This window comes from Paenibacillus sp. 8b26 (genome assembly GCF_050626875.1).
Lineage (GTDB): Bacteria > Bacillota > Bacilli > Paenibacillales > Paenibacillaceae > Paenibacillus.
On sequence record NZ_CP192445.1, the window covers coordinates 749,997 to 773,254 of the forward strand.

Annotated in this window: 21 protein-coding genes and 1 other annotated feature; of the genes, 8 read left to right on the forward strand and 13 right to left on the reverse strand. The window is 47.9% G+C overall.

Going from position 1 to position 23,258, the window contains the following annotated elements; genetic code table 11:
• Nucleotides 1–202 precede the first annotated feature (202 nt).
• The 5 genes from ACQ4MX_RS03075 to ACQ4MX_RS03095 all read right to left on the reverse strand — a co-directional run bounded on the left by ACQ4MX_RS03075 (nucleotide 203) and on the right by ACQ4MX_RS03095 (nucleotide 6,507).
• On the reverse strand, nucleotides 203–478 hold the full coding sequence (locus ACQ4MX_RS03075; RefSeq protein ID WP_013309990.1) for a WXG100 family type VII secretion target: 276 nt from the start codon (nucleotides 476–478) through the stop codon (nucleotides 203–205).
• A gap of 244 nt (nucleotides 479–722) precedes the next feature.
• Nucleotides 723–1,259 carry a WXG100 family type VII secretion target gene (locus ACQ4MX_RS03080; protein ID WP_431089311.1) on the reverse strand — a complete coding sequence of 179 codons (537 nt, stop codon included), beginning with the start codon at nucleotides 1,257–1,259 and terminating at the stop codon, nucleotides 723–725.
• A gap of 5 nt (nucleotides 1,260–1,264) precedes the next feature.
• Nucleotides 1,265–2,107, reverse strand: coding sequence for a hypothetical protein (locus ACQ4MX_RS03085; protein ID WP_431089313.1), 843 nt, complete (start codon nucleotides 2,105–2,107; stop codon nucleotides 1,265–1,267).
• Nucleotides 2,108–2,123: 16 nt separating this feature from the next.
• Entirely contained in the window at nucleotides 2,124–6,119 is a 3,996-nt protein-coding gene (gene essC / locus ACQ4MX_RS03090) for a type VII secretion protein EssC (protein WP_431089316.1), read from the reverse strand.
• 67 nt (nucleotides 6,120–6,186) lie between these two features.
• On the reverse strand, nucleotides 6,187–6,507 hold the full coding sequence (locus tag ACQ4MX_RS03095; RefSeq protein ID WP_431089319.1) for a hypothetical protein: 321 nt from the start codon (nucleotides 6,505–6,507) through the stop codon (nucleotides 6,187–6,189).
• 393 nt (nucleotides 6,508–6,900) lie between these two features.
• On the opposite strand from ACQ4MX_RS03095, the gene ACQ4MX_RS03100 reads away from it, so the two are divergent.
• Nucleotides 6,901–7,140: a hypothetical protein gene (locus tag ACQ4MX_RS03100; protein WP_081473730.1), complete on the forward strand. Its 240-nt coding sequence runs from the start codon at nucleotides 6,901–6,903 to the stop codon at nucleotides 7,138–7,140.
• Nucleotides 7,141–7,266: 126 nt separating this feature from the next.
• Here ACQ4MX_RS03100 and ACQ4MX_RS03105 read toward each other — a convergent pair whose 3' ends face one another.
• The gene (locus tag ACQ4MX_RS03105; RefSeq protein ID WP_200893384.1) at nucleotides 7,267–7,419 is read right to left on the reverse strand and encodes a hypothetical protein; all 153 of its coding nucleotides are present in this window, start codon (nucleotides 7,417–7,419) and stop codon (nucleotides 7,267–7,269) included.
• 216 nt (nucleotides 7,420–7,635) lie between these two features.
• On the opposite strand from ACQ4MX_RS03105, the gene ACQ4MX_RS03110 reads away from it, so the two are divergent.
• On the forward strand, nucleotides 7,636–8,655 hold the full coding sequence (locus ACQ4MX_RS03110; protein ID WP_431089321.1) for a flagellar motor protein MotB: 1,020 nt from the start codon (nucleotides 7,636–7,638) through the stop codon (nucleotides 8,653–8,655).
• 43 nt (nucleotides 8,656–8,698) lie between these two features.
• On the opposite strand, the gene ACQ4MX_RS03115 is transcribed toward ACQ4MX_RS03110, so the two are convergent.
• The 3 genes from ACQ4MX_RS03115 to ACQ4MX_RS03125 all read right to left on the reverse strand — a co-directional run bounded on the left by ACQ4MX_RS03115 (nucleotide 8,699) and on the right by ACQ4MX_RS03125 (nucleotide 11,254).
• Complete coding sequence (locus ACQ4MX_RS03115) at nucleotides 8,699–9,037, reverse strand: L,D-transpeptidase (RefSeq protein WP_431089324.1); 339 nt, start codon at nucleotides 9,035–9,037, stop codon at nucleotides 8,699–8,701.
• Between the two features lie 76 nt (nucleotides 9,038–9,113).
• Nucleotides 9,114–10,211 carry a ribosome small subunit-dependent GTPase A gene (gene rsgA, locus ACQ4MX_RS03120; protein WP_431089327.1) on the reverse strand — a complete coding sequence of 366 codons (1,098 nt, stop codon included), beginning with the start codon at nucleotides 10,209–10,211 and terminating at the stop codon, nucleotides 9,114–9,116.
• A gap of 446 nt (nucleotides 10,212–10,657) precedes the next feature.
• On the reverse strand, nucleotides 10,658–11,254 hold the full coding sequence (locus ACQ4MX_RS03125) for a metalloregulator ArsR/SmtB family transcription factor (RefSeq protein ID WP_044644797.1): 597 nt from the start codon (nucleotides 11,252–11,254) through the stop codon (nucleotides 10,658–10,660).
• Nucleotides 11,255–11,575: 321 nt separating this feature from the next.
• Between ACQ4MX_RS03125 and ACQ4MX_RS03130 the strand changes: the two genes are divergently transcribed.
• The 3 genes from ACQ4MX_RS03130 to ACQ4MX_RS03140 all read left to right on the forward strand — a co-directional run bounded on the left by ACQ4MX_RS03130 (nucleotide 11,576) and on the right by ACQ4MX_RS03140 (nucleotide 13,726).
• The gene (locus ACQ4MX_RS03130; protein ID WP_431089329.1) at nucleotides 11,576–12,547 is read left to right on the forward strand and encodes a YpdA family putative bacillithiol disulfide reductase; all 972 of its coding nucleotides are present in this window, start codon (nucleotides 11,576–11,578) and stop codon (nucleotides 12,545–12,547) included.
• A 22-nt stretch (nucleotides 12,548–12,569) separates the two neighbouring features.
• Nucleotides 12,570–13,013, forward strand: a complete 444-nt coding sequence (locus tag ACQ4MX_RS03135; RefSeq protein WP_134910013.1) for a DUF441 domain-containing protein — start codon at nucleotides 12,570–12,572, stop codon at nucleotides 13,011–13,013.
• 200 nt (nucleotides 13,014–13,213) lie between these two features.
• A complete protein-coding gene (locus tag ACQ4MX_RS03140; RefSeq protein WP_044644800.1) occupies nucleotides 13,214–13,726 on the forward strand; it encodes a hypothetical protein in 513 nt (170 codons plus the stop codon).
• A 135-nt stretch (nucleotides 13,727–13,861) separates the two neighbouring features.
• Here the strand turns inward: ACQ4MX_RS03140 and ACQ4MX_RS03145 are convergent, their stop codons facing one another.
• Complete coding sequence (locus ACQ4MX_RS03145) at nucleotides 13,862–14,164, reverse strand: HesB/YadR/YfhF family protein (RefSeq protein WP_014281172.1); 303 nt, start codon at nucleotides 14,162–14,164, stop codon at nucleotides 13,862–13,864.
• 589 nt (nucleotides 14,165–14,753) lie between these two features.
• Between ACQ4MX_RS03145 and ACQ4MX_RS03150 the strand changes: the two genes are divergently transcribed.
• Both ACQ4MX_RS03150 and ACQ4MX_RS03155 read left to right on the forward strand, forming a co-directional pair.
• A complete protein-coding gene (locus ACQ4MX_RS03150; RefSeq protein ID WP_283655685.1) occupies nucleotides 14,754–16,511 on the forward strand; it encodes an ABC transporter ATP-binding protein in 1,758 nt (585 codons plus the stop codon).
• On the forward strand, nucleotides 16,511–18,703 hold the full coding sequence (locus tag ACQ4MX_RS03155) for an ABC transporter ATP-binding protein (RefSeq protein WP_431089333.1): 2,193 nt from the start codon (nucleotides 16,511–16,513) through the stop codon (nucleotides 18,701–18,703). Before ACQ4MX_RS03150 ends, ACQ4MX_RS03155 begins: the two co-directional genes overlap by 1 nt.
• A gap of 110 nt (nucleotides 18,704–18,813) precedes the next feature.
• Here the strand turns inward: ACQ4MX_RS03155 and ACQ4MX_RS03160 are convergent, their stop codons facing one another.
• The 3 genes from ACQ4MX_RS03160 to ACQ4MX_RS03170 form a co-directional block, all read right to left on the reverse strand.
• Complete coding sequence (locus ACQ4MX_RS03160; protein WP_431089337.1) at nucleotides 18,814–19,782, reverse strand: S-layer homology domain-containing protein; 969 nt, start codon at nucleotides 19,780–19,782, stop codon at nucleotides 18,814–18,816.
• A gap of 201 nt (nucleotides 19,783–19,983) precedes the next feature.
• Nucleotides 19,984–21,708, reverse strand: coding sequence for an arginine--tRNA ligase (argS, locus tag ACQ4MX_RS03165; RefSeq protein WP_431089340.1), 1,725 nt, complete (start codon nucleotides 21,706–21,708; stop codon nucleotides 19,984–19,986).
• 59 nt (nucleotides 21,709–21,767) lie between these two features.
• Nucleotides 21,768–22,022: a binding site (T-box leader), on the reverse strand.
• Between the two features lie 78 nt (nucleotides 22,023–22,100).
• A complete protein-coding gene (locus ACQ4MX_RS03170) occupies nucleotides 22,101–22,430 on the reverse strand; it encodes a four-helix bundle copper-binding protein (RefSeq protein ID WP_431089343.1) in 330 nt (109 codons plus the stop codon).
• 262 nt (nucleotides 22,431–22,692) lie between these two features.
• Between ACQ4MX_RS03170 and ACQ4MX_RS03175 the strand changes: the two genes are divergently transcribed.
• A complete protein-coding gene (locus tag ACQ4MX_RS03175; RefSeq protein ID WP_431089346.1) occupies nucleotides 22,693–23,208 on the forward strand; it encodes a MogA/MoaB family molybdenum cofactor biosynthesis protein in 516 nt (171 codons plus the stop codon).
• Nucleotides 23,209–23,258 lie beyond the last annotated feature (50 nt).

Genomic DNA, 23,258 nt, shown 5'->3' on the forward strand with positions numbered 1-23,258 from the left:
ACATCCCTCTCCTTACATCGTTCAGTATGCTAGTTTCCTCACCCTATTATATCAATCTATGGATGGCAAGAAAACCGGGTGTCCGAAGATCGCCCGGTTTTTCCTGATAACCACTATACCAATGTACAGACCATAAGAAATGATTCAACCATATTGCTTCTTCATAGAGTGGTATATTATAAGGTGATGCTTATCACGCATCTTACTTCGTTTGGTCAACAGTACGGAATTTGTTAGCGATAGCCGTCAGTTCCTGGCTGATGCTGTTCAAAGTCGTTACGAAAGCTTGCATTTGTTTGCTGGCTTCCTGAAACTCTTGAAAAAAGCGTTGTTTGGTCATACCTTCCCATTGACCTTCCATACCTGAAATGGATTGTGTCAAGCTGGAAACGATCTGCTGGCTTTGTTCACCGCTTTGTTTAAATTGGTTAGCTACCTGATCGACCTGTTCCGGGGTAATTAAAATACGTCCTGCCATATTATGAATTCCTCCTTGATGAAAACTAATGTTTTGTTTAACTGGTTCAAATTGTACTATGTTTATTTAATTTCCTACAAAAGGCGAAGGTCCTAATTGTATTAACCCCACTTTTTGACTATAAAACAGCACCTAACAGCATAATATCAATAGAATAAGCACCCAATAAGTCCCAAGGAATCAGGATTCTATGAACTGAATGTATAGGAACCTCACATCTAAGCATGAGAGTCCCGGGAATCTACTAAGCGACAGGCTGATCCCTAACTATAGCCGGGTCAGCAAAATACCATTCCTGAGGGTTGCTGGAAGTTGCCTGCTTCAAAATATCCTGGTTCAGTGTACCTGCATCCGACGACTGTACACCAGCAATGGCATGCACGACAGACAGCGGGTCCGAAATCGGACCGCTTCCTTCCGAAGGTTGCCCGGGCAAAATAGACGGTGACTGCTGATTCGACCAATCCAGCATCGTGACTGGCCGTCCTAATGGTTGGCTGGCAAATGACAAAATCGTATGATAGTTGTGGTCAACAGACTGAAACTGTTCTGCCTTCCGATTCAGTTGTGTACCTGATGTATGGAGATAAGCATGAATCTGCTCCGACATCCGTTTGGCCTGCATCCAATGACTCAAGACCGACTCACGCGCAGATACATCCCAATCAAGCGATTGTAACGCCTGCTCCAACCCTGCTGTTAACTGTTGAATTTGCTCCGCCGCATGCTGTAGCTGCCCGCTAAGCCCCCGAAGCACATCCGGTTCAACTCGAATGCGCATATCCATCACCCTTCTTCTGTCACTTCTTCTGTCACTGCCGACTGTCTCAACCAATTCAATAATAAATCCACAAACTGATCTCTTGATGCCATGGCTGCAATAAGCCAATCTCCGTTGCCATTAGAGCTCATACGAAATATCCAGTTCATCGTTGGACACAGGACAAAGGCGACTCGCTGTGATTCCCACTCCCTGCCGTTCCAGACCAGTAATTGCAGTTCTCCTTCGGCTATACGGGAACTCAATGACTGGGCAAGTCTCGCAGAACCTTCTGCATCTCCGCTCGCCTCGGTCAGTTTGCTGTTAATCTGAGAAACACTGTCTCCTGCAGATTGCTTGTAAATTTCATTAAATGCCTGCTTGGAGAACATGAGCGCAGGAGATTCAGGCACGAGCCGATCTACCCAGCCCATTTTATCAATCAATGTCTCGCAAGCCTTCTCCACGTTACCCAGATCATACAGGCGGTACTCATCGGGTTCATCAACGGATTTTACTAGCTCCACGACACGCTCGTTCGTGCAATGGAGGTAACCTTCGAACTGCTTGCCGCCCCGCGCATAGCGTATGCGGCAAGCCCGGTTAGATAATCCCGCGATAGCAACCCTTGAAAAAACGGTAGGGGGCATTGCCAACTCAGTACCCTCATCTACTCGCTTTAGATAACCCTTTTCCAGAAGAGAGGCTTTTACCTGCTCCCACTCTTCCGCCAACTCTTCTGCCAGATAGCCCTTAAACGGATCTTCCACCCCAAGCAGCCTGTCAGAACCCAATACGCCTGCCAGGAAAAACAGTTCCTTCGACTTGAGGGTTATTAACTTCTGCTTGGAAGCTTGAAACGTTAACATTATGAGCCACCTCCCTTCAAACTACAACATGCCATCGGTCACGAATTTTCGTTATCCAATCCTCACAGTTCACTTGCTCTGAGAAGGGAATTGCCGCTTTTATCCTGGTAAATTTGCGCCGTACGTAGTATCCCTGCCCAGGGGGCAGGACTTTTAGGCCACCAGCGGCGGCATTCGCTTCTGAATAGGGGATACGAAAGAACGATAAATCATTCGAATCCAGTGTTCCGAAAAGCATGCCACTTTGACTTGCCTTAACATCATTAAACCAGTCCACGCCAAAGGTTGGGAAATCAGATGGCACGCCCGAGAGCACGACATGCACGTTGCGATCACGTCCCAACCGCACAATGGCAGAAAGCTGATCCTTTATCGTAAAATCGTTCAATTGCTTGCTTAGCATATCCGCATCATCAATGACCAGCAGCAATTCGGGATCATTTCCGTCCTTGTTCCTCAGTTGAACGATATCATAAATTTGCTGTACCAAAGGTCCAAGCTCTTCCTCGCTTTCAGCAGCAGCTTTGACATGAGGAAGATGTCGCAATCGGGATAATCCCCCGCCTCCATAGCGGGTATCAACCGTATAGACTTCCAATTGACTCGGCGATGTGTAATAAGCCAGCGAAATGATCCAGCTCATGAGGAAAGAGGTTTTCCCTCCCTCCATAGGACTGCCCACGATAAAATTAGGACCCTCCTTGAGATTCAGTAAGAAAGGCTCCAGATCGTCGCTCTGTAGCCCTACAGGCACCTCATAAGGAAGCGCGCCCGAAGGCCCACTCGTCCCGTCCCACTGCTGAAGCAGTTCCGCCAACGGGATTCGCTCGGGCAACGGAAGAATGGCTGGGGCGTTTTTGCCCTTCCATTCCTGTACGATGCCCGCGATATTGCGGCGCAACCGCGCTGAACGTTCCGTTTCATCTTCTCCGGGTGAAGGCAACGCCGTCTGGAATTCCAGCGGCGGGATATGCCCTTTAACCAAAGCCCGGCCCGGGATTAGAGGCCCTGGTGTTTTGGCTGGTCGTCCTACCGCATAATAATAATCACTCGGATCAGACATTTCAAAAGAAACGGCGTTCGGAATATTACTTCGGAACTTCTCAAACACATCGGTAATCCGATTCGCTGTAATAATAAATGTAATGCCGAGACTTCCACCTTCACGCAAAAGAGATTCCAGTAACTCATTTTCATCTGGATAAGCATTACGGAAATTAAGGTAGCCGTCAATGACTACGATAATTTGCGGCACATCCTCAACAACAGAATGTCGATAAGAGCTTATCGTTTTGACACCAGCTTCGGAGATCATGTCCTTGCGTACAGCCACCAGCTTGAAAAGATAGCGGAACAACCGCTTGATTCGGTCATCCTCCTCTGCCATCATAACAGCACCGATCTGGGGAAGTTCCCCAAAGTCGCGCATCGTTCGACCCATATCAATGATATAACCGTTCCAACGATTCGAATGAAAGCGCTGAGCCATCGACATCAGCATTGTCTGCAAAAAGGTCGTTTTACCCATGCCCGGCATACCGTACACTGCCCAATGACCATGATCCAGCGATGCATAAATCGGCTCCTGTCGCTGGTTCGGCAAATCATCAACCAGACCCATGACCGCCTTCAGCTCTTGAGGCGCTGTTGCACTGTCCGTTTCGGCGCATGGAGACAAATCAGTTAAATCCAGCAATTCAGGCAGCGGCGGAAGCCACGGTCCCTGAAGCCGTTCGATCCCTGCCTTGGCAGCTTCTTCTGCAATATAATCAATGAATATCTGGAGCTGTTTGGGAGCTTCTTCTCCTTTTAAGCCTGAGCTTGCCCGTTCGCCGCCAGTCAGCAGCGCTTCACGCTTGCCGTTCAGTCTAACCTCATGCACAGGAAGTGCGGAAGAAATATCGCTGTTGCCTACATACGGCGCACCGCTCCAGGCAAACTGCATCTCTTCAAACACCTCATCACTACCGACCTGAAAATACCCTCGTCCCGGCTTCGTGATCCACGCGGCATTCGGTATTTTCAACATATCACGGCTGTCGCCTTCGCTCTGCACCCGTAAGCAGATACGGAATCTGGAGTTACTCCAGATTTTATCGTCCACCACGCCGGCAGGCTTTTGAGTCGCCAAAATCAGATGGACACCCAATGTCCGCCCAATGGCGGCAATACTGATCAGCTCATCCATGAACTCAGGCTGATCCCGTTTTAATTGTGCAAATTCATCAATAATAATAACCAGATGAGGCAGCGGTTGTGCGTGCCGCTGCCGGAGCAATCTGTAATATTCATCAATATGCTGCAAATTGCCTGCATCGTTTAATATTTTTTGTCGGCGAACCAGTTCTGCTTTTAATGAAATTTTGGCGCGTTCGATCAGGTTATTATCCAAATTCGTAATCGTGCCTACTACATGAGGCAAATTAACGAACGTATTGGACATGCCGCCGCCCTTGTAGTCAATCAGCATAAATGCAAGATCATGCGGGTGAAACTCAGCAGCAAGGGAGGCTACGATAGACTGAATAACCTCACTTTTCCCCGAACCTGTCGTACCTGCGATCAAGCCGTGGGGACCGTGTCCCTGGCGCTCGATTTTATCATGCAGATTAATCATGATCTTCTTGCCGCCTGCCCGCACTCCCATAGGCACAGGCAAGGTATCAGGATGACGATTACGACGCCAACGCTCTGTCACGTCCAGTTCTTCCACACCCGCTACGCTCATCATATCGAACAGAGGCAGCACAGGGGGAATATCCGAAGCCGAGGAACGCTTCAAGCGAATAGGAGCCATATATCGTGCCAATGCATCTGCTTCCTCTCTCGACAGACGATCCGGTTTAAAGCTTTGCTGTTCAACCTCCGGTGACTCGGATTTGCGAGCATATACGCCTTGGTCCCTGGAAGCCTCCACGATTAGCTGACACTGCATCGGCAAAGCTTCCTTACGGGAAGCCAGCACGATGGTACACGCATCAATTGCCCGTCCGTCCTCCAACAGCAACGGAAGCAGCGGTTCTTCCTCAATTAGCTGGCTATCTGATAAAACAACCACATAACACGGGATTTCCATCCCTTTTCCATTACGTTCGTTGCGGGTGTTTTTACGGCGGTTCAATCTGGCAAACAGAAAGTCGGCCAATTGATGGGCACTGCTGCTGCGGTCTGACATCATCCGCCCGGTTCTGTCATCGTCCCACACATGCGGAAGCCAACGCATCCAATTCCATTCATTTTCTTCCCGCTCATCATAAAAGGAAGCCATTTTCACTTCATCCGGCGAGTGACGAACAGCCACCTGTGCCAGAATCACTCTTAATGCTGCCAGAGTGTGCTCTCGCTCTCCAACCAGCCCAACCACCTTGGATTGGAACAGCGGCAATGCAATGGACGCAGCGTCCACCAGACGAAACTCTTCCCCAAGTTCATCTGCTGCCCCTAGCAATGGGTCTCGGTCATAGCCGTCCGGACGCGGGATTTGCAGCTTGATATGAAACGGAACTTGTCCGGTTCCAATACGCACTTGCAAAAAATCCTCGTCCTCCGGCGAACGCTCCCAGAGAGAGCTGTTACGGTTTTTGACGATTTGAGCGCAAATTTGCGGGTCACCGTGAATTTCATACAACGTGCGAATTTGCTCTTCGCGTTTCAATTCAAGCTCTTCCCGATGCTTCTGAAGCTGTTCCCGGTACATCCGGTCACGTTCTTCCAGCTTGCGCTTGTATTCCTTCTTATTGTTCAAATACACGAAAAAAGGAATGGTATAGGATGTAAGCATCATGACCACAGTAACCATCTGAAACATCAGATAGTTACTGTTGCCCATCTTGCCTGTTTTGCTCATATATACGTAAAAACCAATCGTTACCAACGTCATCATTAACGGAATAAGTACAGATATAATGGAAAAAGACGGCTTGCTCGGCTCAGCCGGAGGCCGTAAAATCTCCAGCTTCTCCTCTCGGAGCGCCGGTCTTAATCTCGGGGAGCGCTGGTATAATACATTCAAGACAAAAGTCCCCCTTTTTGCTTACTATTTCATTTTACCAAGGTTTCATATAATTTCATGTGTGTATTTACCCATTTTTTTCACTTTGAAACAGCGAACGACGTCCATATACAGGAGCTTCGTCCCGGGTTGTCGAAAAAGCGCGCTGAATACGCACCGTACAGCCTTCCCGCAGACCCGCTCCTATCAGCAGTTGTTCGTCATCCACTCTGAACCAAAGACCCTCCGGGAATTTTGCTTCCATAATATATTGCATTCCTTCCGCAGGAGGCTCACCAAAAATACGCACACCCAGCATCAGCTTCAAATGATCCACCGAGTATTCATCAGCCACCTCGATGTCAAACCACTCTGTTTCCTGTCGTCCCGAAAGCACGGTCAGGATCATCTGTCATCCCTCCCGATCCTTAATATATACAGTAAAGCTCACACAAACATCCTATTTTCTATGGAAATATGGCTATCGTAACTGTAGCATCCGCCTATTAGACTGTCAATTTGTTACAAACTACCCACTCGAGCTATCAAATCACGACTTTAGTTGTATTTTTATATCTTAAAAGAGTCATAAGAATCAATATGTTATACTTTCATAGTTTTGCAGTATTCGCATATACGCCATTTTGTCGATGGATTAGAAGCAAATTTGATTGTCTGTAGAGTATTGTGAACACTTTGTAAATTTTTCAGACCTTTATGTTTTTATAAGGTGTTTTTAAGGTAATTTTAAGAAACGGGCACTACAATAAAGCCATGAAATAACTCAAGCGAGGTGATTTTTGTGAGAACATTAATTACATTTCAAAACAAACGTATTCCCGTATACTTCAACCAAGAAAACAAACAACCTGTACAAAAAACGTTAAAACTTCTAAGCAACACTTTGGAGAACAAAATCTCCAGAGGCAAGCGTGCCCTTCAAAAATGTCTTAACTCTTTGATCAGTATAGAAATTGTCGGTTGTGAAGCCATCCTGCATAGCGTTAGTGAAAATGATTCATTGGCACTGTCCCTCTACTAAGAGGGACTTTTTTTTGTTCCGCAATCATAGCAAAAAAGAGAGAGTGACTAAGCACTCTCTCCGTATCAGCGGCTTTGAAACATGATACATGTAGCTAGCCGAGCCTATCATTTTATAACAATCTGCTTATAGTATTCTTTTGCGATAACCTTTTTTGCCGCCTCGTTCCAACTTCTGCGCCTTCTCAATTCGTATTCTAAACAGTTCCAGTAAATTAGCGCGTGTATGCTCTTCCCGGCAGTTGTCCAGCTTTTTCAGAATAAAACGATCAATGGACATATGACTCAGGCTCCTTTATAACATGCTGCCCCTGCTTTCCAAGGGGATGATCAGGCTATCCATTTTTAACCATTCTGCTAGTAGTTTAAACACGTAGGCACCCTGTTGGATAAAACAGGCAGGATTACATAACCTTTAAAAAGGGTAAATACATAAAGTTTCAAAGGATTGACCGCTTTAAATCTGGAAGCTATGAACAAGGAGCGAGCAGAAACTATGAAAAAGCACAGATTGGCTAAAATAGGCTGGATATTTTTATACACTTTGTTGTTGCTGACAATTCTGTCTGCATGTAGCAGGGAAAAAGCCTCTACCCGCAGTATGGCCCAACATGAGGCTGAGGCCCGCGCCTACACTGTTACCGGCAACCCAAACCAGAATACGTCCTCCCTAGATGAACGAGCTGCCAATCGCACCCCTGTACACCAACAAGGCAGCAGTTATGTCGAAATATCAGGCGACGTAAATATAGACAGAAAAACCGTAAAGGTCACAGGGCGCTCCAACCTCCCCGCCGGAGCGCGGATTAAGGGTAATCTCGCGGTCAAAAACTCCCTGCTCACCGGGTACACGGACGAAGCAACTGTTCAAAAGGACGGAAGCTTTGTACTTCGTGTGCAACGGCCAGGCATACAGGGCAGCATGGATCTGACGGTTTTGTTCCGTCCGGCTGACCAAGACGACCCGATACGCAATCTTTACGGCAGCGGTGGTGAGAAATTGGAAGGCCCCTATGTATATCAATACGAAGAAAAGGAACAGCTTCGGCAAGAAGTCCGAATTGGCGCGGAGTTTGATCCTGAGCAGGAACAAAGCACCCCGCTGGTTAAGCCTGTCTGGAACAAACCAAAGGATTACGGTAGCCCCAAAGTGTGGATCAAGCCGGATGTGAAGCAGGAAGGCAACTATTATCATGTATATGCGCGCAGTAATTTGCTGGAAGGATCAGATGTCAAGCTCACTATTGATTTCCCGGGACGCTGGCAGTTCGGCTATGATGATCAAACCAGAGTCATGCCTGACGGCTCTTTCAGCATGAGGGTCAAAAAACCGAGCCTGGCTAATCGTTACACCATGGTTATCATTTTCGAGCCTAATGAAGACATGTGGGCGAATGCGAAACGAGTGTATGGAGCAAGCGGAGAGCATCTTTCCGGCACGCTAGTTAAATCCGCAGACGACAAAGAGGGCTCCAAACGGATTGAAGCCCGTATCCCTATTCAACCCAAATCATAATTGGACAGCACATGGCTTGCAGGGTAGTGTAACTTGTCGGTCACTAAGGCTGTATGGTGACCGGCGTGCCGATGCTAACCTTTTCCTGAAGCTCCAGCACATCCTTGTTCTGCATACGTATGCAACCATGCGACACCAGCTTGCCAATGGACCAAGGCGCATTGGTGCCGTGGATGCCATAATGCGGCTTGGACAGCCCCATCCAGAACGCTCCGAAGGGGCCGCCGGGATTAGGCTGTTTATTAATGATGGTAAATTGTCCGTGCGGTGTCTGTGTAGCGATTTTACCGATACCGACCGGATAACTAAGTACAGTCTGATCGCCATCTTTTAAATACAGACGACGATCCGACAAACTCACTACAATACTATAATTCGGCATATACTCACCCCTCTACAGGATATGCCGACCACACCGCAGATTCTCTTGTGATTTTTACAAATAACCTTTCTTCATCTCACCACTCCACATCACGTCTCCAGCCACTTCGATTACCGCCTCGGCCCTGATTTGTGCTTGAACGTTGATCCTTTTTCCGCCGATCTGCTTCTTTACGTGCCTGATACTCCAGCTCCCGCTGCATTTTGCGATAGTTGTTCACTCTGGATTCAGATAGCTCACCACGCTGCACAGCTTCCTCTACCGCACATCCCGCTTCTCCCTGATGCTTGCAGTCTGCAAAACGGCAATTTTGTGCCATTTCAGTAATATCCGCGAAGGTATTGGCAACCCCGGTGGAATCATCCCACAGATTCAGTTCACGCATTCCCGGCGTATCCAGCAGAACGGCTTGCTTCAATATGGGGAACAACTGTCGGTGGGTGGTCGTATGACGCCCTCGACTGTCCTCTTCCCTCACATCCTGTGTAAGCTGAACTTCGGCCCCGGATAGCCAGTTCACAATCGTTGATTTGCCGCTGCCGGATGAGCCTGTCAAGGCAACTGTGCGGCCGGGTTGAAGAAACGCCTCCAGTTGCTCTCTCCCTTCGTTCTGCAAGACAGAAATAACGATGACTGGCACACCGGGGGCCACTCCCTCCGCTTCGGCCACCCGCTCTTCCACATCGGGACAAAGATCGCTTTTGCTCAACACAACGACCGGATCGACCCCGCTGTTCCACGCCATAATTAAATACCGCTCCAGCCTGCGCACATTAAAATCATGATTCAGCGCATTGACGAGAAAGAGGGTATCTACATTTGTCGCAATCAATTGCTCCTTCGTCTCAAAGCCCGCAGCCTGCCGGGATATCCGACTTTTACGTGGCAGCACGGCATGAATGACTGCATCAGAGACTCCATCTGGCACGATGACAGCCACCCAATCCCCCACAGCCGGCATTTCTGCCGGATCGACGATAGCATGTCTCAGCTTGCCGGAAGCAACTCCCCAGCGTTCTCCATCCATAGTCATAAGCTTTACTTTTTGACCATAATCGGCAATCAGACGGGCAGGGCGTACCTGTGTATTTTCTGCTCGTTCTTCAAAGCTTTGTTTCCATTGATCCCAAAAGCCGTTCCAGTAATCAGACCAGCCGTATTCATGTATACTCATTGTTTTCCTCCTGTGAATCATCGTTTATTGCTAATGTTTAAAGTTGATGTTTTTTTATTTTCGTGCTATTCGGTGCTTGTAAATGTTCTCTCCCGCGAGCAAACAACGCAAAAAATCCGTAGGGAAACCCCTGCGGAGGGTGTATGATTCAGGCCGAGGCTATCCCAAGGCCCTAATCATAAAAAAATCCGCAGGGAATCACTCCCTGCGGATTTCATCGGTTCTACTGCTCAACCGAATGCCATGTAAAAACTATACTTATTTCATATAGTCTTCAACTATGCATCATCCGTGCGGGAGACAACGTCATACTGCTGCTGAACCAATCCATTCATGTTCGTACGCATATAACATCGCCTCCTCCTAAAATTTCCTTAATCATACAAGTCCACAATTCGTCTGTCAAGTCTGCCGCAAACCTTTTTTAAAATCTTTTCAAGTTTCTTTTAGCGCACTTGATCCCAACGCGTCCACATCTCACGTGGATTCAATTCATACATTTCACGTTCCCTGTACATAAATTGATGCATAATCAGCTCACGCCGAATTGTCGCAAAATCCTCATGATACTGCTTAATCCACTCGTTTAGCTCACGTTCAGGATACACGCGGCCCGGCTCCAGCTTTTCTGCCAGCATTTGAAGCACGATCAGCTTTTTCTTGTATTGCGAGGGAATTTGACGCAGCTTGCCGTCCTTGGAAAAAAAATTACGCAAGACTGTCGCTTCCAGCGTTTCATTAACCTCTGACATTTCTTCCTCCCCCTCTCCTTTTTCAAAAATAAACCGCACTGTCGCCTCGGCATGCTGCCTGATCAGTTCAGGATTTAGTGTGAAATATACCGTATTCTTATCACGCCGCTCCTTGATTAACCCCGCTTCACGAAGCTTGGAAGCATGATGCGTGACAGTCGGTTGGGATAAATTCAGTTTTTCCGCCAACGCCTGACCATGCATCTCTCCACGTGACAAGAGCAGCAATATACGCATACGCGTAGGATCAGCAAGCGCTTTATGATAGTTGACCATTTTATCCAGTTGCATCGTTAACGCCTCTTTTCATCACTAACTACTCTCCATATACTTTGCGTGAAAAATTAAATTCTACACACAATAATAGATATATATCTAATTATATGATTGTTAAAAATAGCTGTCAATCGTATCATTCTTTTACTTCTTTCTGAAAACGGCTGGATATTGTGTACGCATTGCGGTAGGATGATATTACTTGACTTTTGTGCAGAGATTGCATATATTCAATTGTTTCACCTTTTCAAATTTTTATGAATTAGCGCTTTGAAACGTCTACCATACTACTGCAAAACAGGCGCAACAGACCAATATAACGGGAGGTTCATCGAGATGCACGACGTAGTCATTATCGGAGGCGGGCCTTGCGGGCTGTCCGCTGCAATCGAATGCAGCCGCAGAGGCTTGCAAACCGTCATTATCGAAAAAAGCAACATTGTTCACTCTATTTTTCTGTACCCGACTAACATGCAGTTTTTCAGCACGGCTGAACTGCTGGAAATTGGCGATGTTCCGTTCAGTACGCCTAATGACAAGCCTTACCGTCATGAAGCACTGGCGTATTACCGCAAGGTAGCTGCACATTATAACCTGAACATCCGTCATTATGAGGAAGCAAAAACGATCACACGACAGGATGATACTACATTTACTGTACATACGGTGAGCAAGCAGGGAATAGCCAAAACGTATTCGTCACGCTATGTCGTCGTGGCTACAGGATATTTTGATCATCCGAACTATTTGGGCATTCCCGGGGAACAATTAGATAAAGTTACTCATTATTTCAGTGAAGCCCATCCCTATACAGGCACGCGGGTCGCAATCATCGGCGGCAGCAATTCTGCGGTGGATGCAGCGATGGAACTCGTACGTGTCGGGGCTACCATTGACATGGTGTATCGCCGAACCGAACTGTCTGAATACATTAAGCCGTGGGTTCGCCCACTGTTCGACAGCATGGTGCAAAAAGGAAAAATTACGCTCCATCTGGGCGCGCGCATCACTGAAGTTCATCCGGATTATGTAGTGGTCACCCCGTTGGAGGCAGCAGCTTTCCGGCTCGAAAATGATTTTGTACTGGCACTGACCGGATTTCACCCGGAACGGAAGCTATTGGAGTCTGTAGGGGTCCACATGGCCGAGGGTCTGGACAAACCGGAATATGACCCTTCCACGATGGAGACCAATATACCGGGTATATATGTGGCGGGTGTCATCGCTTCTGGCAGCAATGCCAATGAGGTGTTCATTGAAACAGGCCGCTGGCACGGTCGCCAAATCGCTGAGCATATTCAAAGCTAAATGAACTAAGGAGAACACATATATGGATTACAGTTCACTCATCCTGCTGGTACTGGCTGGTCTTGGAATTGTCAGCGGCAACTCCACCGTCACGATTGCCATGGTCGTACTACTGCTACTTCGGGTAACCCATTTTCATACTGCTTTCCCCTGGCTTGAAAAGTATGGATTGACGATCGGGATCATCATTCTAACCATTGGTGTGATGACCCCACTGGCCAGCGGTAAAATCAGCATTAGCCAGGTGATGGAGTCCTTCCTTCACTGGAAGTCGCTGCTCGCTATTGCTATTGGCATCCTGGTAGCCTACCTTGGCGGCCGCGGAGTAACCCTGATGTCCGGACAGCCCATCATTGTGACGGGTTTGCTTATTGGAACCGTGATTGGTGTCGCCTTCTTCAAAGGCGTTCCTGTAGGACCGCTCATCGCCGCTGGGCTGCTGTCGCTGTTAATTGGACGAACTTAGGCTTCCCCGCGTATCCTTTGTCTGGCCACTGGCAGATGCCATCCATAAAAAAACGTATTTGACCAGCGGCAGACAAATTGAAAAGGGCAGTCAACGTAAAAAACGAATGAACCCGAGCAATCTGCATGAAGGGCTGAATTTAGTCCCGCTTTGTGTTATACTCTTATCGCATAATTTGGTAAATGCAGGAGGCTTGACCGATGTCCCGACAATTTGTAACGGAAGCTGTAATGGTTGCCATATATGGCCAACTACTTACAACTCCCGCCCCTGTGGAATATATAGTGCCTTACACATCGTTGCTGGAGCTATACGAATTTCAGGATAGCACGGAACCGCTCATGGATAATCCTGCGGACGATCAGCATGTGAAGCGAAAGGTAAGCGAACTGATCAGCTATTTTGAGGAACCTTTGAATCAGAAAAAAATCCGGCGCGCGCTTCAGATGCCCTGGGCCAAAAGCTTGCCGATCCTGTTCGACGCTAACACCACACTGATCGTCATTAATGCCGTCGATACTGCGCATTACGGAGAATATTTTGATCCAATCGAGACCGAACTGGTGCTAACAGCCCAGCGTGAAGAATTACCCATTTTGACAGATCAACTGGACTGGATTCATCGCATTATTGAAGCTTCCGTACCTGTACATGTGTACGACATTGACGATTTTGATTTTGCGGTGGATGGTCCGATGCTTAACAACCCTTAACATACAGCACACGCGCCCCAAGGACAACAAAACGGCGGAGTATCACACACAGGTTTAATCCCCTGTCATGCGATATTCCGCCGTTTTTTCATGACCCAAACGGTTCACCTGCTCGCTATTTCTAACGTTAGAGCATTAAGACTGCTCTTCCTCGGCATACGTGTAAATAATGTCGTCATGTTCCTCCAGATACTTTACTTCCAGATGATGACCCTTCAAATACCAATAATCCTGGTCCTCCATATAAAACGTGATGCCAGCCGCTTCATGTTGTAGTACAGGGTGCTGCGGAGGTTCCACGGCAATTCCCAGAGAGAAGCCCGGATGTAATCCACCACCAGAACTATAGCGGGCAAAAAAACGGATGGTATCTCCACGGTTCAGACCAAGCTCCTTGATGTACCACTGTGCCGCTGGTTCAGTTACCTGTATGCTCATGCGTTATGCTCATCTCCTTGTACAATTCTGTCCTGTTAACTATATCATAGCATTGTTTAGAATGACCACCAACAGCCCCTTGCTCAAATGAAAATCTCCAGCGATTGATATACATTTTTTTGAAAAAGGTTTGACAATTCGCAAAAGACGGTGTTAAGATTCAACCATACGAGATCCATTTTGAAATTAATTACCAAATTGAACGATTACTCATGTTCAGAATGAATCCAATTCGAAGAAGAAAGGAGTGTTACCGGTGCTAAACATTCATCTCGCCTTTTACCCAACTCTACAAACACAACAACTACATACCGGAGCATCTCCCCTGACGCATCCTTCGGAATTGAGCCATTCACGTTGTATGGTTTAATACGAGTGGCTGCCTGCGTTTGAGCAGTTTTTCAGTGGTGAGTGTGCTGAAAACATCTGCGCGCCATATGATATTGAGATTTAAGGCATATCGTCTGCGGACGGTATGCCTTTTTTGCGCCTGTTACCGGATTGAAGCTAGTAGTAGCAAGCCTTATTGTTTATTCAAAATGGCACAACAACTCTCGCATGAGCTTTTCATGAAAGGATGGGATTCCTCTTGTTTTCGGTACTCAAAAATTTAAGCTGGTTTTTTAAAAGAGAACGAAGCCGGTACTCGATTGGGCTGTTTTTGCTGATCGCCGTTGGCGTGCTGGAGCTTGCTCCGCCTAGGCTGCTAGGTAGCGCTATTGATGAGATCGTACGCGGTTCAATTTCATGGTCCTCGCTCTGGCATTATATTTTTTATATTTTAGGCATTCTTGCCGTCATCTACTACATTACGTACATATGGATGCACAAGCTGTTTGGTGGTGCCAATCTGGTGGAGCGCCTGTTGCGCACACGCTTTATGAACCATCTGCTGCGGATGACACCTCCATTTTTTGAACGCAATCGTACTGGTGACCTGATGGCTCGTGCTACGAACGACCTTCGCTCCGTCGCTAGTACTGCGGGCTTTGGCATGCTGACGCTAACTGACTCTACAGTTTACCTGAGCGTCGTGCTGGTCGCCATGGGCACCCTGATTAGCTGGAAGCTGACGCTGGCGGCGGTTCTGCCCCTTCCTTTTATCGCGCTGGCAATGAGCATTTACGGTAAAGCCGTTCACGAGCGTTACACGCTGGCACAGGATGCATTTGGCGATATGAACGACCAAGTGCTGGAATCCGTGGCAGGTATCCGGGTCATTCGCGCCTATGTACAGGAACGAATGGATGAAAAACGGTTCGCCGATATTACCGATGACGTATTTCGCAAAAATCTGGCGGTCGCCCGAATGGATGCTCTCTTCGAACCGACGATCCGCTTATGCGTAGGACTTAGCTATGTGATCGGACTTGGCTATGGTATTTATCTGGTATTTCATAACGATATCACGCTGGGTGAACTGGTATCCTTTAACATGTATCTGGGGATGATGATTTGGCCGATGTTTGCCATTGGCGAGCTGATCAACATTATGCAGCGCGGTAGCGCTTCCCTCGATCGGGTGAACGAAACTCTCCATGTGGAGCCGGACGTACAAGATGCAGCTCAGCCTGTAACGGTTAACCACCCCGAGTCCATTACGATGAAAGATGTTACCTTCCGCTATCCAACCTCATCTGTTGACAATCTGTTACATGTGAATTTAGAGCTGAAACGTGGAGAAACGCTAGGTGTCGTCGGCCGAACAGGCAGCGGGAAATCCACCCTGCTCAAACAGCTACTGCATGAATACCCGACGGGTAGCGGTGACATTTTAATCTCTGGCACTCGGCTGGAGGACATTGCTGTTGAACAACTGCACAGCTGGATCGGCTACGTGCCACAGGAGCAAATTCTGTTCTCCAAATCAGTGCGCGAGAACATTCAGTTCGGTAAACCGCGTGCAGATGATGACGACATCATGGAAGCGATCCGTACCGCAGCCTTTGATCAGGATTTAGGCACCTTGTCCGATGGACTGGATACACTCGTGGGAGAAAAAGGAATTGCCCTGTCCGGCGGCCAGAAGCAACGTGTTTCGCTGGCACGCGCCTTTATCGGCGATCCGGATATTCTGGTGCTAGACGATGCACTGTCCGCGGTCGATGCTCGAACAGAAGCACGTATTATTGATAATATCCGGCGTAAACGCTCGGGTAAAACAACTCTGATCTCCACCCACCGTCTCTCGGCTGTAGAACATGCAGACCGGATCGTCGTGCTGGAGCAAGGACGCATTATTGAGGAAGGAACCCACAACGAGCTGCTTCAGACGGACGGATGGTACCGTCAACAGTATGAACGGCAGCAAGTGGAATCTGTTCTGACCTCAGGGGAGGTATCCTAATGAAACCCAATATCGGTAAAAGGCTATTCCAGTATGCCCTGACGAGCAAAGTGGGCTTTATCGCCGCACTCATCGCGTTGGCTATCGGGGTAGGCGCTGAGCTGGCCGGACCCTTCATCGCCAAAACGATGATCGACGACCATATGCTCGCTATTGAAAAACCATTTTACGAGACAACTAGTGTGGACGGTACCGTAAGTTATGCCGGAACCCATTTTAAGCGTGAAGACCGCTTTGAGGCCGGGGAGCCCAAAGGGCGTGAAGCAAGGATTTTACAAGTTGGAAAATCCTTCGTATTTATTGATGGCTCGATACAGGTGGCTGACGGTAACCGCTCCTTTGCGAACGGCACGCTGACGGTGACACGCGGCTCCGACACCTTTCGCTATGATGCCAAGGCTTTGACAGCCGATGAGCTGTATAGCTTTTACAAGCCGGAAATGCCCGGTATCTTTCAACTGATTGGCTGGTATTGCTTTTTTCTGGTCATTTCGATCTTTGCTGAATTTGGCAAAACCTACTGGCTGCAATCCTCGGCCAACAAGGTTATTCAAAAGCTTCGGCTTGACCTCTACGCACACATTCAACGGCTGCCAGTTTACTTTTTTGACAATCTGCCCGCAGGTAAGGTCGTATCCCGTATTACGAATGACACAGAAGCGGTAAAAGATTTATTCGTGGCCGTACTGTCGAACTTCACTTCAGGTATTGTGACGATGGCCGGGGTATATGTCGCACTCTTTTTGCTGGACTTCAGACTGGGTCTGATCTCTCTGTTCATTGTACCGCTACTGATCTTGTGGATTGTACTGTACCGCAAAGTCGCCACCCGCTTTAATACGATTATTCGGTCCCGACTCAGTGAGATTAATGCAATTATCAACGAATCTATTCAAGGGATGTCCATTATTCGCGTGTTCCGGCACCAGAAACAAACGCAACATGAGTTTGAAGAACTGAACGATGATTATATGAAGCATCAGAATAAAATGCTGAATTTGAACGCCTTCACTTCACACAATCTGGTTAATGTGCTGAGAAATCTTGCCTTTGCCGTCGTGTTGTGGTATTTCGGAGCCGAGGCGCTTGGCACGACTGGCAGTGCTGTATCACTAGGCGTACTATACGCCTTCGTCGATGTACTGGGACGACTGTTCCAACCGATGACTGGTATGGTCAACCAGCTTGCAGTGCTGGATGCTTCAATCGTATCCTCGGGACGGGTATTTGAACTGATGGATGAAACCGGAGAACAGGTAACAGACGGCACGATGCCGCGTTACAAAGGTCTGGTGGAGTTCGACGACGTAACCTTTGCCTACAAAAAGGATGCTGTCCTTAAACATATTTCCTTTACTGCACATCCCGGCCAAACGGTTGCTCTCGTCGGACATACCGGATCAGGCAAAAGCTCGATTATTAACCTGCTGTTCCGGTTTTATGATCCGCAAAAAGGAACGATCACCATTGACGGAACCTCTGTCAAGGACATTCCGAAGCAGTGGCTACGCCATCATATGGGAATCGTTCTTCAAGATCCATATTTGTTTACAGGTACAGTAGCCTCCAATGTAAGTCTGGGAGATAGCCGGATTACCAGAGAACAGGTGAACAAAGCACTGTGTGATGTTGGGGCTGACAAACTGCTGGCCCACTTGCCACAAGGCTTTGACGAGCCAGTGATCGAAAAAGGAAGTACTTTATCAGCCGGGCAGCGTCAGCTCATTTCCTTCGCCCGCGCGTTGGCCTTTGATCCGGCGATTCTGATTCTCGATGAAGCTACTGCCAATATTGACACTGAAACCGAGGCGCTTATCCAATCTGCGCTGGAGGTGCTCAAGAAAGGGCGTACTACCTTCATCATTGCTCACCGTCTGTCGACCATCCGCAGTGCGGACCAAATTCTGGTGCTGCATCGGGGTGAGATTGTCGAACGCGGTAACCATGACGAACTCATGGCTCACGGCGGTCGTTACTTCCAGATGTATCAGCTCCAGTCAGGAACAGCGGGAACAGATATAAATGCATCCTCTACTGCATCGTCGGAACAGGAAGCTTTGCTTGCAGAGCAAACTGTTGTTGCAGCAGGAGCTGCGACTTCTGAAAAAGCCGATACCCGAGCAGGTACCAGCTCCTTGCAAAAACCGGGCACAGGTCAAAACGGGCCTGGCTTGGCTGGAGGAAGCGCATAAAAAAAGCCCACAAAGATGCATAAAAAAACAGCAAGTCTCCAGATAAATACAATGGAGGCTTGCTGTTTTACTTTTTTCTAAACACATGCTTCGTGTGTAGGCTACAACTATTATTGGGCTACCGAGGTGCCTGGTCCTGTAGGAGGAAAAACGGTTCCCTCTACTGCCTTTATCGTAACTTTATACTTGCTGTCCACCAGGGTACTGGTTTGGGTATCCGTAATGACCTGGATATTCATTTCCCCCGGCTTTGGACTTGTCAACTTGTAGTAAATCACTGCATTGGCGTCATCTACATAGTCGATATGATCCACTTCAATACCGTAACCGGGATTGGGTGCCTGGAACCGGGTTAATGTTACCTTATTCTGTTGGTCATTCACCTTCTCTACGCTCATACTAATACCATTTTGCTGGCCCTGATCTGAAGGCTCAGCCGGATTTTCTGGAGTAGATTCAATCGGTTTATGATTTCGCACAAATTCGGATGCATTATAGACCATCTCTGCTGCCTCCATTCGGGTTACCTTACGTTCCGGATTAAAGTTGCTCTTTTCATCTAATTTTGCAATTTTGGTCAACAGCAGGAACTGAACCGCTTCGCTTGAATCTTGGTCCAACTTCTTACCATCCGCCACATTAATGTACATGCGGACTGTTGGATATTCTCCGGTTGCACTAACCGCTTTGTACAGTATATTCGCGAATTGTTCTCTTGTCATCTGCGTGCTTGGATCAATATCCGGTGACAAAGGAATTTGGTGTTGAGCCGCAATCCGGTAAGACTTGGCATACCATGCCGAAGACGGAATATTTGCGAAGGAACCCGTCGTGAAATCCGGCATAACCTGAAGATCCATCGCATTAACGACCAAATGCACCCCTTGTGCATACGTAAGTGATTGATCAGGCGCAAACTTATCCTTGGTAATGCCCTGAATAATCCCTTTGTTCTGAAGCGAACTTACAATCTTCTCCTGCTCGCTTCCTTTTATATCACTAAAGGCAGAAGCTGACGTAGCCACTGCCAACGAACAGATCACGAGCAAAGCTGCTGCCACGCTTTTGTTTTTTTTCATGAGATGCACCTCCAGATTTACTATGTTTCTATACTTATCGACGCAATACTATCAACAAATGTTTCAGATACTCCAAAATTGATTGTAAAAAAGCTTACGATACTTACAGTTAGTGTAACCAGTTTAACTCTTTTCTGCTCACGTCCTAGGCTACATTCTAAGGATACTCACTTTGCGGGCATTTTTCCTCAGGCCATTTGGCTACATCCGATAGGGTGCTTTCAGACCAAGAAGTTGCAGCGTATGTGCCAGAATATCAGCAGTTTGTTCAGCCAACTGAATGCGCCACGGCCCACCATCGACAATCCGTTCCTTGGCGTAAAAGCGGTTGAACGCCTGCGCCGTATCCAGCGCAAACCTCGCGATAACCGAAGGTTCCAGTTGCCGAGCCGCACGCACCAGTTGACCCTGATAACGAACCAGTTGCTTAAGCAGCGCCCAGCCTGCATCCCCCAGCATTTCATCTGATGTATACGTTGAATCAGGTGCATGACGTTCCCCCGCGGGAACATCTATACTAGAACCAGCCAACGTACCAGTGCCAGCATGAGCTTTTTCCAAAAGACTGCGTATACGAGCATGGGTATACTGTACATAAGGCCCTGTCTCACCTTCAAAGGTTAACGCGTCTTCCAGTGAGAAATCTACTTCGTTCAGGCGGTTATTTTTTAAGTCGCCAAAAATGATCGCCCCGATGCCGACATCCTCGGCTATTTCCTGTTGATCCTGTAAATTGGGATTCTTCTGAGTGATGATAGATAGAGCGCGGGCTACCGCTTCATCCAGCACCTCCTCCAGCTTCACGACTTTGCCGCGTCTTGTGGACATTTTTTTACCTGCAAAATGCATCAGACCAAACGGCACGTGCTCACACTGCTCCGCCCACGTCTCCCCTGCACGCTTTAGCACCTCAAACACCTGCCGGAAATGCAACTGCTGCTCTCCACCTACCACGTACAGCAACCGATCAGCTTTCATAACCTCATGACGATAAATCGCCGTAGCCAAATCACGTGTCGGGTAGATGGTAGTCCCATCCTTTTTCAAGATCAGACAAGGCGGCAGTCCTTTATCCTCCAAACGCACCACAAGCGCACCTTCACTTTCCTCCAGCAAACCTTTCGTCCTTAATTGGGCAACAACCGCCTGCATTTTATCATTGTAAAAGCTCTCTCCCAGCACATGGTCGAATGTAATGTTCAGACGCTGATACATGCGATCAAATTCACGCAGGCTGACTTCAACAAAAAACTCCCATAGTCGCTGAGCCTCGGTATCTCCATGCTCCAGACGGCGGAACCATTCTCGACCTTCGTCCTCCAAAGACGGGTCATGCTCGACTTCCTCATGAAAACGCACGTACAGCTTCAGCGATTCCCCAATCGGATCCTGCTGTAGCTGCTCCTCATTTCCCCATCTTTTATAAGCCGCAATTTGCTTACCAAACTGTGTTCCCCAATCCCCCAGATGATTCACACTAACCGGAACATACCCCGTTTCCCCGAGAATGCGGTACAGTGCAGCGCCGATAACAGTAGAGCGAAGATGACCGATACCAAACGGTTTGGCAATATTGGGTGAAGACATATCAATCACTACCCGCTGTCCGTGTCCAAGAACTGGCTTGAAAAATTCGGGTTTGTTTAATTCAGCCAGCATCAGTGGAATATGAACGGAACGCCCCAGTGTTATATTGACATAGGCTCCTGGTGCCGATGCAGTCAGTCCTTCCTTACGGGATATGGTCTCCGCCAGTTCCAACGCAATTTGCTGCGGAGCCTTCCTAAACTTTTTAGCCAGCAAAAAACAGGGAAACGCTACATCCCCCCATTCCGGCTGTGGCGGTACCTCCAATAAAGAGGAAATCTCCTTTTCCTCCAAGCCCGTATGGGCAGAAATAGCCTGAGTAGCGATCGATAACAGCATGGCTTTCTCTCCTTTTTTCATTAGAATCTAACAAAAAAAGCTCCCGCCTCTTGAATTATTCAAGAGACGAGAACTTCAATATCCCCGCGGTACCACTCTTCGTAAATCGGATTGTGCAATGAACTATGCATAATCGCCGATTTCACTCTAATGACAAATAACGGTGTCTGCCGGGCTGAACTACTAACGGAACTCCGTGTTGGAACAACCGTCTCCCGGGTGCGCTTCACGTTGGGCCTCATACCGGCTTCCACCTTTTCCGGCTCGCTGTAATGATATGGCTCCCCTGCTACTCTCCCGTTCCAAGACGTTAATTCCCATCATTATACAAACCTATCCTGTAGAAAGCAATGTTTTATTTTCTGTTCAGGCGCTGACTCGATTATATGTAATTACACAGCCACCATTTGGCGGCATGCCTGAACACAACGGCGGCAGGCTTCTGCACATTGCTTGCAATGCTCATGGGCGTGCTTACCGCATTCAGCAGCACATACTTCACAGGCTTTGGCACACAGCTCACAAATTTGCTCGGCAAATTCCGTTCCGCGTTCCAGCATTTGAGCGGCAAACCCGCATATTTCTGCACATTCCCGGCTCACTCGAATACACTCGCGCAGCATAGCCAAATCATATTCCTTCAAGCTCGCCACATAACTGACGTTGCAAGCGTTCATACATGCCAGGCAAGCATCCACGCATTGTTGGTATGAATGTTTCATAATACATTACCTCCCTGTTGTGACCCTGCTGTATTATTACCCGCCGACAATTGAGATTAATCAACCGTTGTTCACGCTTTCATCAATAACCAAACAAAAAATCCTGACTTATGTAAGGAAGTGTACTATATTCCAATCCATCCGTGCAAGGGAATAAATCACACCGCTTCCTCGTGTCCACTATTGACTTGCATACCCGCGATCATTCCTCTATTGTAAAAAAAGAGTATGTCTAACCATAGATTGAGGAGTGAGCACTGCAATGAATATATCTTCTGTAGAGGAGCATCGACTGGAGGCCCCGCAGCAGGTTAGCTGCATGGTTGTAACCGTCTCCGACACCCGTACCGTAGAGACAGATACCGGAGGACGCCTATTGATGGATTTGCTGGAAACGAACGGCTATCAGGTAGCCCGATATGTTATCGTCAAAGATGACTTTGACGGCATCCGGCAGCTCGTATCCGAAGCCGCTGAACGCGATGACATTGAGGCTGTACTTTTGACAGGCGGCACCGGTATTTCCCCGCGTGATACCACATTTGAAGCCGTATCCTCTCTGCTGGATAAGGAACTGCCCGGATTCGGGGAAATCTTCCGTTATTTAAGCTTTGCTGAGGATATAGGTTCAGCAGCGATATTGAGTCGTGCTGTGGCTGGCACCGTGGGCCGGACAGCCGTATTTTCTATGCCAGGCTCGCGTGGAGCCGTCCGTTTGGCGATGGAGCGCATTATTATACCTGAGCTGCGGCATGTCATGAGGGAGATTTACAAATAACACACAGATTTCCCTCTCACGCTCTGAAACACAAAGAGGCACCCCATCAT